Below are 17,375 nucleotides of genomic sequence, written 5' to 3'. Positions count from 1 at the left end.
AATTTTGAATATTTATTTGGTATTCTTTGCCTATGAATGAACCAACTTTAACTCGTGCAGAACGTCAACGTATCCAATTACAAGCTGATATTTTAGAAGCTGCGTTTTTAGAATTTTCTGAGCGTGGATACCATCAAACAGCGATTTCAGATATAGCCAAACGCTTAGGCATTGGTCATGGTACTTTTTATCGCCATTTTGAAAATAAACGCGATATCTTGCAGCATGTTATTTCCGATACTATGCAAAGAATCATGGCATTGCTTACCGGTGAAAATGCACCTCAAGCAGTGAATAATATTGAAGAGTACCGTGAACAATGTCAGCGAATTTCTGAACGCTTCCGTCTTTTTGCACAAGAGAATCCTCTAACTCTAAAATTATTATTACTTGAAGCAACCTCAATAGATGCTGAAATGACCAGATTTATTCAAAACTTGATGCAAATGGCGGGTATTTTTACTGCCAACTATTTAAAGCATGGGGTAGATTCTGGCTTTTTTCGTGAGAATTTAGATTGTGAAAATACGGGGCATAATATCATTGGGATGATTACCAATGGAGCTTTACGCTTTTTAGCCAATCCTGAAGATCTCAAAGGTTTAAAAAACTATGGCGATTCGATTATTGAGTTAATCATTGGTGGAGTTGCTAAGCCATCAGCCTGATTTATAGCAATCAACAGAATATAAATTAAACTGTTTTCTTTATCTCATTCAATCCTACGGGTTATGGTTATCTTGTGAAGACATGAATATCACCCTTGGACGGAGATATAGCCTCAACACAGTTTTTTACTTTTCATCCTAAGATTGAAATAGTACTTAAATTTACTCAAAAACTGCCCATAACATAGATTATGGGCAGTTTTTAACGAGATAAAATATTAGACTTCTTTCATAAGTCCTTTTTAAAACCATAAATCAATATAAAATCCCCCTCATCCTAGCCTTCTCCCAGAGGGAGAAGGAACTTTCAATACCAATATGATTCACTCCACATGATCATTTTTTGATTTATGAAAGATCTTTATTGAAGATAAGTTTGCATTTTTAAATGCTATTTTTTATAACGAATACAATTACGCCCATCTTTTTTTGCCAGATATAAATATTCATCAGCAGCTTTAAACACCTTATGGATGTCGGTAGAAATTTCAGGCCAATGCGCAATCCCTATTGACACGGTAATCGCAGGTATTTCTCCGATTGGCGTTACTTCTAATGCCTGCCGAATCCGTTCTGCAATATTAATCGTTAAATTTTGGCTATCAATCGGGCTTAGAATCACAAATTCTTCTCCACCAATCCGACAACAAACATCAATACTTCTCACACAATCTTTAATATTTTGTGCAGTATTGGTCAGGACTAAGTCGCCTTTTTCATGTCCATATTGATCATTAATTTTTTTAAAATAATCGATATCCACAGCAATAATTGCAAATGGTGCGTCATTTTTCATTAAGCGTTCAATATGTAACTCCATCCCTCTGCGGTTATAAAATCCTGTTAACGGGTCTGTATTTACATAATGATTGAGTGTAGAGATTTTTTTCTTAAAATTTGAAGAACTCTGTAACAGTGAGCGTTTAAAATTTCTCACTTCATAATATAAAGCATCTACATCTTTAATTTGAGTTGCAGTCTCTGGGTTATTGAGATGACTCGCCATGGTTGCTAAGCGGTTTAAAGGCGCTGAGATATAATATGATATCTTCCAAATAATCAAAAAGATCAAAATATAAAAACCAAGCATATAAGCAATAATTTTATAAATCAGATATGGAACTTTTTCTAAAAGCTTATGGGTCGGTTGTTGTGAAACTATGATCCAGTTGGTATGACTGACTCTGGCAAAGCCCGCTAAATTATCTACGCCTTTGCTATTGATGAGTCTTATTTTTCCAATCATATGACTGGTCATATAGTTAAGACCGGTATTGTCTGTTGCAAGAGTACCAATTCGACTCGCATCAGGATGAAAAATAATTTTTCTGTTGCTATCCAATACATACATATAGCTGTCTTTATAGTTAAAGCTCAGTGTCAATAACTCGTTAATGATATTTTTTTCTTTTAAATAAATTGCACCACCAATAAAGCCCAAATACTTTTTGTCTTTATCAAAAATAGGCTGTGAAATAAAAACAATTAAATTGTTTTTGATTGAATAATATGGACTTGTGATCACCGTGTTTTGCGTTTCAATGGATTGTTTAAACCCAAGTGTTGTATTCACCACATTTTTATTTATGGCAATTTTTGAAGGTGAGTAATTCAGTACATGCCCGTATTTATCCGAAATAATCACACTGTCAAAGTAATTCGATTGAAATTTTAGTCGATCCACTTCCAACTGTTTAAATTGCTCATCATTAAATGAATCCCCCAGCAAAGTGGCACTATAATTTAACTGCTTTAACACAGTCTGAATTTGAGAATCCGTTTTTTGGGCAATCTTAGTGGCATATTCCATATTTACTGAAAGAGAAGTATCTAGTAGTTCTTTTTTTTGAATAGAATAATTCACGAAAAGTGAAGCAATAAATAGAATAGCGATGCTGAATATTGCTAAAAAAAGAATAAGTTTTCTCAGATTTAACTTTAAACAAAATATGAGTTTTTTCAGTTTCATGAGGTCATTTGCAAAACAGCATTTGATTGAATTTTATTCTTTTTTACTTAGTATTACTACAATATTTTTACCATTGTTTAATTTATTTTCATGATTTTTAAATGGTTTCCCTTAACATAATTTTTAAGAAAATTTGTTGAAGATAATCATCAGGCTTTGCTCAATGAATTTTTAGCGACTTTAACTCAGTATATAAACCATGCGAAAGTATACAAATGACGAATATATTGCCTCATAAAAATAAACTGAATAAGGTGTAAATTAAACCAAAAAAATACCTGTATTATTTTATTTCCCCATGGCTATATGCCTTTACTATAGGCACTACAGATATCATGAGGCTAACTAAGAATTGCTTGAATTTGCATATCATTTTAGCGTATTTCGGAAGTCATATGTTCTATTAAGTGAAATGCTTAAAATGATTTAAATCACACCATTATCTTTTTTATTTTAACGTTTCTATCCTAGAAAAATAGAGAAAAATAAATAGAAAATGCACATGAATAAGAATTATTTTACTCAATGGATCTATGAGCCTTTGAACAGAATATTTTGATCATCGTTGTCTTCTAAAAATGATACTCTCGTCAACCTTATCTGACAGTTATCCATTTTATCGTATATCTGTCAGATTAAAGCTATATTTGGCTTTTAAGGATCACAAACCATCTTTACTCTGTTTACATCCAATCACCATAATACTCGTAATAATATCACCTGGACCCGTCAGTGCTGTGATATTACAAAGGTATTGAGCATGCTCTTGTACAGCGTTTTGATAGTATCCTGTTGGACGATATTGATTTTCATAAATAGCGCCAACAACACCTTGCCCGCCTGTTTGACCAACGACACGCTGACCCGCATATTCAGTCCCCGTTTGTACAAATTGCTGTACGACACGTTGTGAAACAATCGAATTTTCCCACATTGCAGAGCCACCTAATTTACTCGCTGGGACGCGATAAGTTGGTGAGCCAAAGATTCCGATTGCTTTATTTACATGTTGCCCAACCAATTTATCAGCAGCCTGTTGTACAGGATTAGGTGTTGAAACACAACCAGTGAGTAACAAGCCTAATGTGAATACAGCCAAAATACCTGCGACTCTATGTTTATCTCCCTTACTCTGGCGTTGTCGGTTATTGCTTGTACTGATTGTCAATTGTTGTTTACTGATCATAAGAAAGTTTCCTTTTGCTTACGCTGATGATTTATCTACACTAAAACCAATAAAATTTTTTTTTAAAACACTTCGATGCTTTAGACATCATGAGCAATCATAAATTATGGATCAAGATAATATTCAGCCCGCACATTGCCTTGTTCCAACTCATAAGCGCGTTCAGCCACACGTTCAAGCGAATGTCGGTCACAATCCAATGCGGTCAAGTTTTTACCCGAAGGTTTAACTGCATTTTCATCATCAAATGCAGCTTGATCACATTGATCATCTTTAAAATTTTGCAAAGATTGCCACTCTACTTGAGCATCAGCTAATCTGCTTTGTTGATATGCTGAGAGCTTGGGTGTTAGTTTTTTACGGCCTGATTTAATTTTTCATTCTGACCTAAATGCTCTGCACTAATACACAGTTGCTTGTTCCCTGTGGTTTTTGCTGTATTTATACAGCTTTGGTAGGTTTTTGAGTATTGCAATGTCGGTGCAGCTGATAACAAAGTCGCAAAGCTACATAAGCTACCAATGCTCAAAATATAGATGTATTTTGAGTATATTTTATTCATATTCTTAACTACTTTCTAAAAAGGTTTATTGCAGAAGTGTCTATAATTTATTCACATACTAGATATACTTTATAGTTTAATTCATGTGAAATTAAAACCATAAAAAGGCAAATACTTTACAAAATTTAAGACATTTTATTCAGACTATATTTAGTCTTATCCATACAATTCGGCCTTGCTAAAATTAAGCCTATAAATTTTTATTACATTGTATGCTGAACGAGAACAAAATTTTTCTTTGCTTAAAGCACAAGCAGTAGCGTAAGGTTAGAATGTGTTTCTATAGCCAACCTGTTAGAAAAACTCAGACGCATAAATATAATTTCTACTAATTAATTATTTTCAATTAAATCAATTACATGAAAAATAAATTATTTGATTGTAAGAAGGCTTACAATGCCACACCTTACTTTCAAAGTTTAAATACCCTTGCGTAGGCGATGCCTCACTTTTCTTAGGAATGCCAAACCTTGCGCTGCAAACAAAGCTGTGCTTTATTTTTGCTCATGTTTGGCGAGGGGTACGTCCTGTGCCCCCGCCCAACGGCGACATCCCTGTCGCCCCACGGTAGAATAACCATCTAGGATTCAAAATTACAAAAAAATGAATTGATAACCAACAGTTTCTAAAAGTTCACACAAAAACATAATCCTCTTTTATCAACAAAGGTTTTATAGAAATAATTTGTATGAACAATGAGGTGGTTTGACTACTCTATCTAATTAACAGCACAAATCTATATACAAAATAAGGCAGTACAAAGTTGATGCTAAGATGAACTCAGATTTTTGAAATGTTATTACTCTGCAATACAAAACGCTATATAAGATAATTATTATTCAATAGATTCTGTAAAATTCACTATTTAAATAGACCGTTAAAATACATTTTAAACAGATAAAAAAATGACCTTAGCGAAGATACGCTAAGGTCACGTTTACAACAAATAAATTAGCCTGGGAAAATACCGCGTTCCATACGTGCTTTTAAGATACGCTCACAACCTAAAATAAAGGCAGCCGTTCTTAAACTACATACTTTATCATTTGAGGTCTGCCATACATCATTAATCGCTTGAATCATTAATTTATCGAGTCTTTGGTTAATTTCTTCTTCCGACCAGAAGTAGCTCGACATATCTTGAACCCATTCAAAATAACTGACCGTTACACCACCCGCATTACAAATCACATCTGGTACAACCGTGATACCACGTTGGATTAAGATATCATCTGCTTCTGGATAAGTTGGACCGTTTGCGCCTTCGAGTACCAATTTCGCTGTTAATTTCTGTGCACGTTCAACCGTGATTTGACCTTCCAATGCGGCAGGAATCAAGATATCCATTTCAACATCCCAGAAATCTTCATCGCTAATCGCTTGAGCACCAGCAAAGCCCCCCACACCTTGATTACTTTCTAGATAAGTTTTTAAAGCAGCTAAATCAATACCTTGAGGATTATAAATCGTCCCTGTATGGTCTTGAATCGTTACAATAATAGATTTCGAATCGGCAAATAGATATGCAGCTTCACTACCAACGTTACCAAAACCTTGGACAGCAACTCGTGCACCCTCTAAAGGAAGTTTAATTTTTGCGGCAACTTGTTGACCGGTAATAAATACACCACGACCCGTTGCTTTAATACGTCCTAAAGAACCACCTAAATGAATCGGCTTACCTGTAACAACACCTGTTACGGTATGGCCTTGACCCGAAGAATATGTATCCATAATCCAGCCCATAACGTTAGGATTGGTGCCAACATCCGGCGCTGGAATATCTTTTTGTGGGCCAATGATATGGCTAATTTCACTGGTATAACGACGTGTTAAGCGCTCTAACTCACGTGGAGAAAGCTGACGAGGATCAACACGAACACCACCTTTTGCACCGCCAAAAGGTAGATTTAAAACCGCAGTTTTAATGGTCATCCATGCAGAAAGTGCCATCACTTCATTGAGATCTACATCTGGATGGTAACGAATACCGCCCTTACCTGGACCACGCGATAAGTTATGTTGAACGCGATAGCCTTCGAAATGACGGATTGTGCCATCATCCATTACAATCGGTACATCGACAATCAAAGCACGTTTTGGTCGCTTTAACGTGTCGACATAATCTTTCAGATGTTCTAAATACGGTGTAACTCGCTCAATCTGTTCGAGGTAGGTAGACCATGGACCGTTATTTTGAGAGATATAAGATAAATTAGACATACTTTGCTTATCCTTTTGATGAAGTCACTTGAATCATCAATCAAATATGTAGTTAAAAATAATATAAGCGGCTAATTTGGCAGTTCTGTTGTCCAAATCAAACCGCGGATTACATTCAGCCACATCAAAAACTTTGATCTTGCCAGTTTTTTTAATGGCTTCTAATAATGGGTCAAAAATAGATAAATCGATTCCTTTCACCGCAGGTGCGCTGACACCCGGCGCAATGCTAGCGTTAAATACATCAAGGTCAACCGTAATATACAAATAGTCTACTTTTTTAATAAAATTATTTATTCTTAAGATTAAATTTTCAACATTTTGCAGTTTTAATTCATAATCGTAAATATAATTACAGTTTAAACGCTCTGCTGTGTCAAACAAAATTTTAGTATTTGAATGCTTGGCAACACCGATACACATGTAGTTAAATTCTTGATGAAACTGTTCTGATAGTTTAGCTGCATTTAAAAAAGGTGTGCCTGAAGTGACCTGTTCAGCTTCACGCAAATCAAAGTGTGCATCGAAGTTAATAATGCCGATTTTCTTATTCAGATGATTATTTTGAATGTATTGAAATAAACCAGAAAAACTCCCAAAGGCAACTTCATGCCCACCGCCTAACACAATCGGCTTCATATCGGAATTTAAACTACGTTCGACTTGATGCGCCAATTCCGCCTGTGCTATTTCAAGTTCAGCATGATCACAAAGCACGGTGCCTAAATCGATAATGGTCACAGGTTGATGCACAGGTAAATTTGCCAATTGAGCACGAATCATATCTGGTGCATCCGCTGCACCTAAACGTCCATGGTTGCGTTTAACACCTTCATCTGAACTAAAACCAATAAAAGCAAAAGATGCTTGAGGACTGGTATTGATCACTTGATGGAGACGTAGATGTGCATCACCTTCCCCATCTTGTCGTCCTTGCCACTTAAATGAATGATTCATTATTAATATCACTTTATAAAAATCAATCTCAAGCTGAGATCAAGATTTCATTTCCATGTTGGATGATTCGTTTTGATAAATCACCGCCAAGCCAATACACAATCTCAGATGGATGCTCAATATCCCAAGCAATAAAATCCGCCACTTTACCCTGTTCTAATGTGCCATGCGTATCTTGTAAGCCGAGTGCATAAGCAGCATGCGTTGTGACACCTGCGAGTGCTTGTTCTGGTGTTAAACGGAATAATGTACTACCCATATTCAGCATTAAACGTAATGACAAGGCTGGCGATGTTCCTGGATTTAAATCACTGGATAATGCGATACGTACACCATGTTGCTGCAAACTATCTAAAGGAGGATACTTGGTTTCTCTCAGAAAATAGAATGCTCCCGGCAATAACACAGCAACTGTGCCTGAAGCAGCCATGGCTTTGGCATCAGCTTCAGTCATGTATTCCAAATGATCTGCGGATAAAGCATGGTAACGTGCAGCAAGCGTTGAACCACCGAGGGACGAAAGTTGTTCTGCATGTAATTTAACAGGTAGGTTTAATGCCTGAGCTACTTTAAAAACACGTTCAACTTGCGCAGGAGAAAAAGCCAAATGCTCACAGAAAGCATCGACAGCATCGACTAAACCTTCTTGATGCAGTTTGGGTAACATCTCGGTACAGATATGTTCAATATAAGCATCACTTTGATCTTGATACTCAGGTGGCAAAGCATGCGCTGCCAAACACGTACTTTTTACGGTCATCGGTAAAGTTTGAGCGACTTGACGAATCACACGGAGCATTTTACGTTCATTGCTATAGTCCAGACCATATCCCGACTTTATTTCAATGGTGGTTACACCATCTTTAAGCATACAACGAATACGTTTGAGTGCCGAAGCAAGGAGCTGTTCCTCACTTGCTTCTCGTGTTGCTCTTACAGTGCTTGCAATACCACCGCCACTCGCTGCGATTTCCGCATAACTGACACCTTGCAAACGTTTTTCAAACTCAACACTGCGATTTCCGCCAAATACACTATGCGTATGACAATCAATTAAACCGGGAGTCACCCATGCGCCATTGAGGTCAATGATCTCAGCATAGTCATCTACAGGAACATCTTTTTCTGCGCCAATCCAGTGAATATGTTGTGCTAAAGTGACGATTGCAGCAGATTCAATACTGGAATATTGCCCATCTTGCATGGTTGCAATATGACAATTTGTCCAAAGTTTTTTCATTGATATTTCCTCTTGCTGCTCATGCTTTAAGCGCGCTTGAGCAGCTTCAGTATCAGCTTTCCATTTCGATGTTTTGTTGGAGGTCTGGTTTTTCTTTTACTGAATTTTGCTTGGGCTTCACCCATATCGTGTAAGCAATCCAGAGTAAAACCAACCATGTTATACCGACATAAAGTGCAGGTCTTGAGTCTGGGAAATATCCCATCATGGCTAAAATAAACAACATAAATACAATGGCAAATGCAGGTGCATAAGGCCAGCCAATCACAGGAAAATCTAATGCTTTAATTTCTGATTTAGACAGTTTACGGCGCATGCCCACTTGAGAAAGTAAAATCATTAACCATACCCAAACCGTTGCAAATGTTGCAATTGAAGCGATGATAATAAATACATTTTCGGGGATCAGATAATTAAGCACGACGCCGACAAGTAACACACCAGCCATCACTACAACAGTCATCCAAGGAACACCATTACGTGAGAGTTTCTGGAACACTTGAGGTGCTTGTTTATGCTTAGACATACCATACAGCATACGTCCTGCACCAAATACATCACTATTGATCGCGGAAATTGCAGCTGTAATCACCACAATATTTAAAACAGTTGCTGCAGATTTGATGCCTAAATTTTCAAAAATTTGTACAAATGGACTGCCTTGGCTACCAATTTGATTCCATGGGAAAATCGACATCAATACAAAAATTGTCAGAATATAAAAAAGTAAGATACGTACAGGAACCGCATTAATCGCACGAGGAATCGACGTTTTCGGATCTTGTGATTCACCCGCTGTAATCCCAATGATTTCGATGCCACCGAATGCAAATACCACAACTGATAAGCAGGCAACTAAACCCATAATCCCATTGGGCATAAAACCTTCATGTATCCATAGGTTTTGGATACCGGGTACAAAGCCTGTGTGATCTGCATTAAAGCCGTAGAACATCAGACCAAAACCACCCAAAATCATGGCAACAATAGCGCTGACCTTGACGATGGATAGCCAGAACTCGACTTCACCAAAGACTTTAACGTGAATCAGGTTAATTGCCCCTAAGAACATAATCAGCGATAAAATCCAGATCCATCGTGGTACATCTGGGTACCAAAACCCCATATAGATACCGAAAGCAGTCACGTCAGCCAAGGCGACAATGATCATTTCAAAAACGTAGGTCCAACCTGTGGTAAAACCAGCTAAAGGACCAATATAATTTGAGGCATATTCACTAAAAGAACCTGATACGGGGTTATGAACAGCCATTTCCCCTAATGCTCGCATCACAATATAAATTGCAATCCCTGCAACCATATAAGCAATTAAAACAGACGGACCTGCCATTTTAATTGCCGTTGCTGATCCATAGAAAAGCCCCGTGCCAATCGCTGAACCCAATGCCAAAAAGCGGATATGACGGGTGTTTAACCCCCGCTGTAATGTGGAGTGTTGTGACATTATAATCTCCAATCCTTGAGGAAATTTAGTTAGATTCGGTCACTCCATGTGACCGTTTTATTGATCACACTTCAGACAAGCTCGGTAATAGCTTCGCAATGAGCAATTCGTTCAGGCAACCACTTGCGAGCAATTCACTTGCTTGTTCGATATCTGGCGCGAAGAAACGATCTTCACTGTAATACGCCACTTGATCACGCAGAATTTTGCGGGCACGTTCAAGTTTAGGAGAGCTTTTCAATCCTTCACGGAAATCAAGTCCTTGACATGCACCTAACCACTCAACTGCAAGAATGCCGCGAACGTTATCAGCCATATACCACAAGCGTTTTCCTGCATTAGGCGCCATGGAAACATGGTCTTCCTGATTTGCAGAGGTCGGTAAACTATCAACACTGGCAGGATGTGCAAGTGCTTTATTGTCACTGGCCAACGCAGCGGCTGTTACTTGAGCAATCATAAAGCCCGAATTCACCCCACCATTGGCAACCAAAAATGGAGGAAGCTGTGACATATGGCGATCCATCATCATGGAAACACGACGTTCAGACAGTGAGCCAATCTCAGCAATCGCTAAGGCCAAATTATCAGCAGCCATTGCAACGGGTTCAGCATGGAAGTTACCTGCTGAGATTACGTCACCTTCTGCCGCAAACACCAATGGGTTATCTGAAACTGCATTCGACTCAATCGCTAATACTTCTGCTGCTTGACGAATTTGCGTTAAACAAGCCCCCATCACTTGAGGTTGGCAACGCAGTGAATACGGGTCTTGAACCTTGCTACAATCTTCATGTGAATGAGCGATTTCACTTGATTCAGTCAATAAGTCACGATATGCAGCGGCAACATCAATTTGACCACGCTGACCACGAACTTCATGGACACGTGCATCAAATGGTGCACGTGAACCGAGCATAGCCTCAACGCTTAATCCACCACAAACGGTCGCAGCAGCAAATAAATCTTCTGCTTCAAATAGACCACGTAATGCGTATGCTGTTGAAACCTGAGTACCATTTAAAAGTGCCAAACCTTCTTTAGCCGCTAAAGTAATAGGTTCTAAACCTGCAATTTTAAGTGCATCCACTGCTGGTAACCATTCCCCTTTATAGCGTGCTTTACTTTCACCGAGTAAAACCAGAGACATATGTGCAAGGGGTGCCAAGTCACCAGAAGCGCCGACTGAACCTTTTAATGGAATATGCGGATAGACTTCTGCATTGATCAAGGCAAGGATTGCATCAATCACTTTAGGACGGATACCAGAAAACCCACGTGCCAAACTATTGGCCTTTAACAACATAATTAAGCGAACCATCGCATCATCTAAAGGTACGCCCACACCAGCGGCATGAGAAAGTACCAATGAGCGTTGTAATTGTTCTAAGTCTTCAGGGGCAATTTTACTTGAAGCGAGTAAGCCAAAACCAGTATTGATTCCGTAAGCTGTGCGTCCTTCATTCACAATTTTTTCGACACACGCAACACTTGCATTGATGCCAGCATAAGCACTGTCATCCAGTTTAACTTTAATTGGATTTAAATACGCTTGGCGAAGATCTGCGAGTGTGAGCTTGCCTGGTTGAATTAAGAGTTCCATTTTGACGTCCTGTTTTGCGCTATATTGTTCTCTTACGATGCCGCTTACACAATTGCAAAAAGCATCGTAATGTCCATGTCTTTTATTTGGTGATCATCGGCAAGTTCAAACCTTGCGCTTTGGCACATTCAACGGCGATATCATAACCAGCATCTGCATGTCGCATCACGCCTGTTGCTGGGTCATTGGTCAACACCCGAGCAATACGTGCTGCTGCTTCATCCGTACCATCACAAACAATCACGACACCTGAGTGTTGAGAGAAGCCCATTCCTACACCACCGCCATGATGTAATGAAACCCAAGTCGCACCACCTGCTGTATTAAGTAAGGCATTCAGCAATGGCCAATCAGATACAGCATCAGAACCATCTTGCATTGCTTCAGTTTCACGGTTTGGACTGGAAACCGAACCTGAGTCTAAATGATCACGACCAATGACGATTGGTGCTGAAAGCTCACCGCTACGTACCATTTCGTTAAATGCCAGACCTAATTTTGCACGTAGTCCTAAGCCAACCCAGCAAATACGCGCTGGTAAGCCTTGGAAGCTAATCCGTTCTCTTGCCATGTCTAACCAACGATGTAAATGTTCATCGTCTGGAATCAATTCTTTAACTTTTGCATCTGTTTTATAGATATCTTCTGGATCACCTGAAAGTGCAACCCAACGGAATGGTCCAATACCACGACAGAATAATGGGCGGATATAGGCTGGTACAAAACCTGGGAAATCAAATGCGTTTTCTACGCCTTCTTCCTGCGCCATTTGACGGATATTATTGCCATAGTCAAAGGTTGGAACACCCATTTTTTGGAAATCCAGCATTGCTTGTACATGCTTTGCCATAGATTGTTTTGCAGCTTTTACCACTGCTTCTGGTTCAGTTTTGGCACGTTGGCGATATTCTTCCCATGTCCAACCAATTGGTAAATAGCCATTGAGAGGATCATGTGCACTGGTTTGATCCGTCACCATGTCCGGATGAACACCACGGCGAACCAATTCAGGTAAAATCTCAGCTGCATTGCCATGTAACGCAATCGAAATCACCTTGCCTTCTTTGGTATAACGGTCAATACGCGCCAAAGCATCATCTAAATCTGTAGCTTGTTCATCGACATAACGTGTACGTAAACGGAAATCAATACTGGCTTGCTGGCATTCGATATTGAGCGAGCAAGCGCCTGCCAAAGTCGCAGCTAAAGGCTGAGCCCCTCCCATTCCACCTAAACCAGCAGTCAACACCCAACGACCTGTTAAGTCACCGTTGTAGTGCTGGCGACCAGCTTCAACAAAAGTTTCATAGGTGCCTTGTACAATGCCTTGGCTGCCGATATAGATCCAAGAACCTGCGGTCATTTGGCCATACATTGCCAAGCCTTTAGCATCTAGCTCGTTGAAATGTTGCCAATTTGCCCAATGTGGAACTAAGTTTGAATTGGCAATAAGAACACGTGGTGCATCTTTATGTGTTTTGAACACTCCAACTGGTTTACCTGATTGAACCAATAAAGTTTCGTCATTTTCTAAAGTTTTAAGTGTTTCAACAATCTTGTCATAACATTCCCAATTACGTGCAGCACGACCAATACCACCGTAAACAACGAGCTCTTTTGGATTCTCTGCGACATCAGGATCAAGATTATTCATCAACATACGCAGTGGAGCTTCAGTCAACCAACTTTTTGCATTGAGCTTAGTACCACGAGGTGCGCGAATTTCTACATCACGAAATTTTGTTGTCGTTGTTGTCACAATAGGACTCCTTCCTTTGAGTTTAAACCAGCAAATTAAACTGCATTCACTGTATAGCAATGTACTAACTTGTATATACATCTATATACTACACAAATCTTTAATATTGAAAAGATGCTTTTCTAATTATTTTTAAAAAAATTTATAAACATATAAAATAAATAGATTTATTTTTCATAAAAACAAAAAAACGCAGACAACTTCAGGTTGTATGCGTTTAAGTAAAATCAATAAAATTTAGATTTTTGTGAGCTGTATAAGACAAGTTTGCTTTAAAAATTGCTGATTTAATGTGATAGCTTGCAATGATTTTTCATTTTCAAGTTTAAGACTGTCCTGATGTTCCAAATGAAAAATCTGTTGACCAATTTCGATAACTAACACCTCAACACTCTGATTAAAAATAAACATCACGTCAGATAATATAGGTATTTCTAAGGCTTCTGGAGAGAAAATCCACTGATACTGTGCATCAAACTTTTTTGGATTATAAATCAAATTAAAATCGCGAATGTGCCCTGCCAGCAATTGACAACTGACCACACTGTCTCCACCAAACTCGACGGACTGCAATGTTTTTAAATGCTTAAAATCATCATCTATACACAGTGAAAGACCTTGACCTTCCAATACCGTCAAAAAGCGATTCATCCCATTAAATTTGGAAAAATCCCCTGATGTTTTCACATCGGCCATCGAAATCCGCCAATCAAACTCAGCTAAGCTTTCACCGACACTACGGGCGATTTCAAGCGTATAGCCTTCGCCATTTTTCCATCGCATTTTTTTGTAATGGCTGGCTTTTAAAAGCTCAATCATTGGGTAAATTTACCTTCCAAATAATAGCGACTGCCAGGATAAATTAGCCTTGCACTGGAAATCAGTTGTTTATTGGACCATGTTCTACGGCGGATCAATAAACAAGGCTCTGTTTTATTGATTTTTAGCCATTTACATTCTTGTGCTGAAGCAAGAATCGCAGTAACCACATGCTCACCTTCAGTAACAGGTGCTTTTGACATTAAATAGGCATTAGGTGTGATTGTTTTAAAATCTTGTGCCAAGTAATCTGGAATTAGCACAGGATCAACTAAACGATCTTCGATCTGCACAGGCACATCATTTTCATAATGCACAATGATCGAGTGAAATAAGCGTTGTCCTTCTCGAATTTGCATTAACCGACTTTGTTCTTCATTGGCTTGAATTTGTTCAAGTACCAATACTTCAGCATGATGTTTATGATTTCTCGCAATAATTTCTTCTGCAATATTGTTCACATGAAATAATGCTGTACGACCTTGTCCTTCAGCGACAAAAGAGCCAACACCTTGTATACGGACTAATAAGCCTTCACTGGTCAGTTCGCGCAATGCCCGATTGACTGTCATACGACTACAGCCTAGTAAATTCACCAACTCACTTTCTGAAGGAATTTTTTTATTTACAGTCCATGTTCCTTCATAAATTTTTTGTGAAATCATTTGCTTCACGCGCAAATACAAAGGAACAGGACTATCTTCTTCTAGAGATAAGTCTAGATCATTGTGCTTTGACGCTCTTGACATTGGCTAAAACTCATACAAAATATTCTAAATCATTGTATCTTGAGTCGATGTTATTTGTATATACAAGCCTATACAAATAATCATGATAAAAATATCCATTACTCATCAATGGCATTCCAACTTATATCAATTTAATCATTTTGCTTTTGCATCATTTAATCATAGATGGTGTAGCGGTCACCCAACGAATATTAATCGGCTTTGTTTGCAGCGCAAGGTTTGACTTCGTCTACGCAAAAGAATTTAAACTTTAAATGTAAAGTGTGGCTGTGTAAGTTTTATTCTCATCAGCTAGGTTTTTAAATCCCTTTTGCTAAGTTTTTACTCAGATTGTTTGAATCCTCCCCCATGCAAAGTTAATACTTCTCACCTTTTTTAAAGGAGGGAGTTTTTCGTTACTCAAATAAATTGAGTTTAACCATACAGCGTTTTGCTATCGCGTGGCGACATAAATAAGGAGGCAAAAGCCTCCTTATTTATTCAATCAAATTAGAAAGTCTTTCTTAAACTCAACCAGTACTGGTGATTATCGCGGTCTTGCAACTGCTCTGGGGTATTTCCAATTGGAAAGGCAACTTCTGCATTGGCTTGAATATTCCACGCACTCGTCCAGTTCAAACCTAAACCTGCACTACTGATTTGAACTTGATTATCGCCTGTCACACCTGCCCAACGCTTAGCATTTAACTTGACTTCTGCTGTATCGATAAATACTTTCGCTGTTAGCTGATGCTTTGCATCGGCAAATAAACTTTGTCTCAGTTCTGCTGTGGCCAAATAACCTGTAGAGCCTGCAAATTGACTCGATTCATAACCACGAACATTAAATGGACCACCACCTAGATATTGCTCTGCACTGTCTAGATTATAAGGACTGTATTGTCCATAAATTCCCAAATATCCTTGCGTGCCCTTATTGCTTAGGTTTTGTAAGCGTGACAGATTCAATGTAGCTGTATAGTAGTCTCCAGCTGTCTTCGCTGTTTGCGCATCTAAAGCAGCAGCATCATCGTTTTTAAATTTCACACGACCATAACTGGTTGAGGCACCATATTGGGTTAAGCCTCCACCCAAGAATTGATCAAACTGCGAGCCATCCAGTCGGGCAGTCACCACGTCAATATTTCGATGTTTGTAATATTGATTGAGCTGAATATCATCTTTCAGTTGTTTATGATCGTATTGTAAGCTGAGAAGGACTTCTGCATTATTGGTCAGTAAGGCAGGTTGGCTAATGAATACGCTACTTTGTGCAGCACTCCCTTCTGCGCCAATGTTTTTCAGCTCTTTTCCAAGTTCATAATCTAAATAAGAATAACTTGCGCCTGCCCGAGTACCCATTCCTGTAAAAGTAAAGGCATAACCCACACGTCCATAGTTCATGCGTTTACCCGCAGTCATCACATCAAAGCTCAGTTCATCACCTAAGCCTGCAAGATTGTTGGCCGAAATTCCAGCGGTTCCACGCACTTGACTGGTATAACGATTACCAAAGTTATCTGCGCCAATATAACCATTCAACATGGCTGCATTTTGTACTTCAACATTGAGTTGGCTACTTCCGACTGTTGCACCAGGGGTCAAAACATTTCGGGTATTGACTCCATTTAAACGATTGAGCAGTTTGAGTTGTTGTTGCATCTGGTCACTGTTGATCCGCTCACCTTGTTTAAGTGGCGCAACGGTTTGTTCAATCAGCCAGTTTTGCGTTCGACTTTGATTGTCAATCTGGGTTTGATCATAATACGCTTCGAGTACATTGATACGTACTACGCCCTGACTTAGATTCTGCTGAGGCAGATAAGCCCGACTATAGGCATAGCCCTGTTGCTGGTAGTAAGTGGTAATCTTTTGGGCAACTTGCCAAAGTTGCTGAAGACTCAATTGTTTACCTTCGGCATCCGCCACTAAGTGATGCAATTGCGCTGTGCTAAAACGACTATTTCCAGTGATTTCAATTTTGCGTACAGAGATTTGGATATCAGGTGAATTGGGTACGTTATTACTTGCTGAACTTTCTACCTGAACAGCAGCCTGTGGTTCAAGGCTTTGTCCTTGTTGCTGTTGTTGTAACAGTTGACCCGCATTAGGTGCTGGCGCTGCATAGTTACTGCTGGTCAAAAGCATCAGACAAGCAGCTACAGATATTGCCAATATATTATGTTGTTGTTTCAT

At 38.9% G+C, this 17,375-nt stretch carries 14 protein-coding genes; 1 reads left to right on the top strand and 13 read right to left on the bottom strand.

What is annotated here, in order from left to right:
- Positions 1–32 precede the first annotated feature (32 nt).
- Positions 33–668, top strand: coding sequence for a TetR/AcrR family transcriptional regulator (locus tag FHR28_RS20935; RefSeq protein ID WP_105714244.1), 636 nt, complete (start codon positions 33–35; stop codon positions 666–668).
- A 391-nt stretch (positions 669–1,059) separates the two neighbouring features.
- Here the strand turns inward: FHR28_RS20935 and FHR28_RS20930 are convergent, their stop codons facing one another.
- From FHR28_RS20930 to FHR28_RS20870, 13 genes are all read right to left on the bottom strand, one after another.
- A complete protein-coding gene (locus tag FHR28_RS20930) occupies positions 1,060–2,637 on the bottom strand; it encodes a sensor domain-containing diguanylate cyclase (protein ID WP_166783468.1) in 1,578 nt (525 codons plus the stop codon).
- A gap of 661 nt (positions 2,638–3,298) precedes the next feature.
- Complete coding sequence (locus tag FHR28_RS20925) at positions 3,299–3,823, bottom strand: hypothetical protein (protein WP_004721788.1); 525 nt, start codon at positions 3,821–3,823, stop codon at positions 3,299–3,301.
- A gap of 104 nt (positions 3,824–3,927) precedes the next feature.
- On the bottom strand, positions 3,928–4,110 hold the full coding sequence (locus FHR28_RS20920) for a hypothetical protein (RefSeq protein WP_166783467.1): 183 nt from the start codon (positions 4,108–4,110) through the stop codon (positions 3,928–3,930).
- A gap of 62 nt (positions 4,111–4,172) precedes the next feature.
- Positions 4,173–4,385 (bottom strand): hypothetical protein, encoded by a 213-nt coding sequence (locus FHR28_RS20915; protein WP_166783466.1) that lies wholly within the window; start codon positions 4,383–4,385, stop codon positions 4,173–4,175.
- 951 nt (positions 4,386–5,336) lie between these two features.
- On the bottom strand, positions 5,337–6,608 hold the full coding sequence (locus tag FHR28_RS20910) for a Glu/Leu/Phe/Val family dehydrogenase (RefSeq protein WP_166783465.1): 1,272 nt from the start codon (positions 6,606–6,608) through the stop codon (positions 5,337–5,339).
- A 36-nt stretch (positions 6,609–6,644) separates the two neighbouring features.
- On the bottom strand, positions 6,645–7,565 hold the full coding sequence (gene hutG, locus FHR28_RS20905) for a formimidoylglutamase (RefSeq protein WP_004721794.1): 921 nt from the start codon (positions 7,563–7,565) through the stop codon (positions 6,645–6,647).
- Positions 7,566–7,593: 28 nt separating this feature from the next.
- Positions 7,594–8,805 carry an imidazolonepropionase gene (gene hutI, locus FHR28_RS20900; RefSeq protein ID WP_056515927.1) on the bottom strand — a complete coding sequence of 404 codons (1,212 nt, stop codon included), beginning with the start codon at positions 8,803–8,805 and terminating at the stop codon, positions 7,594–7,596.
- A 52-nt stretch (positions 8,806–8,857) separates the two neighbouring features.
- On the bottom strand, positions 8,858–10,270 hold the full coding sequence (locus FHR28_RS20895; protein ID WP_004721798.1) for an amino acid permease: 1,413 nt from the start codon (positions 10,268–10,270) through the stop codon (positions 8,858–8,860).
- Between the two features lie 64 nt (positions 10,271–10,334).
- Positions 10,335–11,873, bottom strand: coding sequence for a histidine ammonia-lyase (gene hutH / locus FHR28_RS20890; RefSeq protein ID WP_004721800.1), 1,539 nt, complete (start codon positions 11,871–11,873; stop codon positions 10,335–10,337).
- An 82-nt stretch (positions 11,874–11,955) separates the two neighbouring features.
- The gene (hutU, locus tag FHR28_RS20885) at positions 11,956–13,632 is read right to left on the bottom strand and encodes a urocanate hydratase (protein ID WP_004820229.1); all 1,677 of its coding nucleotides are present in this window, start codon (positions 13,630–13,632) and stop codon (positions 11,956–11,958) included.
- A gap of 237 nt (positions 13,633–13,869) precedes the next feature.
- Positions 13,870–14,451 carry a HutD family protein gene (locus tag FHR28_RS20880; protein ID WP_166783464.1) on the bottom strand — a complete coding sequence of 194 codons (582 nt, stop codon included), beginning with the start codon at positions 14,449–14,451 and terminating at the stop codon, positions 13,870–13,872.
- Positions 14,448–15,200 carry a histidine utilization repressor gene (gene hutC / locus FHR28_RS20875; protein WP_004721807.1) on the bottom strand — a complete coding sequence of 251 codons (753 nt, stop codon included), beginning with the start codon at positions 15,198–15,200 and terminating at the stop codon, positions 14,448–14,450. Before hutC ends, FHR28_RS20880 begins: the two co-directional genes overlap by 4 nt.
- Positions 15,201–15,689: 489 nt before the next feature.
- On the bottom strand, positions 15,690–17,375 hold the full coding sequence (locus tag FHR28_RS20870; RefSeq protein WP_166783463.1) for a ShlB/FhaC/HecB family hemolysin secretion/activation protein: 1,686 nt from the start codon (positions 17,373–17,375) through the stop codon (positions 15,690–15,692).

This window comes from Acinetobacter sp. BIGb0196 (assembly GCF_011759595.1).
Lineage (GTDB): Bacteria > Pseudomonadota > Gammaproteobacteria > Pseudomonadales > Moraxellaceae > Acinetobacter > Acinetobacter guillouiae.
The sequence above is the reverse complement of the archived record's forward strand: the minus strand, read 5'-3'. Positions and strand labels throughout refer to the sequence as shown.